Genomic DNA, 409 nt, shown 5'->3' on the forward strand with positions numbered 1-409 from the left:
TCTCTCCTTCGGTTGGATCGCCGACAACTGTGTTTTGTCCATCTTTGACTTCAATTTGCGAGTCATTACACAGCAAACCTGCAATTAAACATTCGCGCAGTGCAACATTGGCGTCAAAATCTGCTGGCTTTTGGGCAGATGCGCCGTCATTTACATCTGTATCTACAACAATTTCCCCTTCTGGATTATCCCCGCTCCCCGTAACTTTATATTGCTGTTCTCCTGCATAAATTGCTTGCACCGTCATTTGGTTTTCGGTCAGCGTTCCGGTTTTATCTGAACAAATCCCCGTTGCCCCCCCAGGGGTTTCCACCGCCGGTAGCTTGCGGATAATCGCATTGCGTCGTGCCATTCGGGAAACACCAATTGCCAATGTAACTGTGACAACAGCAGGTAATCCTTCTGGAAT

The 409-nt window shown here is 47.9% G+C and carries 1 pseudogene; it reads right to left on the reverse strand.

Annotation, left to right across the window (positions count from 1 at the left end):
- Positions 1 to 409, reverse strand: a pseudogene (locus B1A85_RS23385) (cation-transporting P-type ATPase); the annotation flags it as partial.

The sequence above is a fragment of the Chroococcidiopsis sp. TS-821 genome, assembly GCF_002939305.1.
Classification (GTDB): Bacteria; Cyanobacteriota; Cyanobacteriia; order Cyanobacteriales; family Chroococcidiopsidaceae; genus Chroogloeocystis.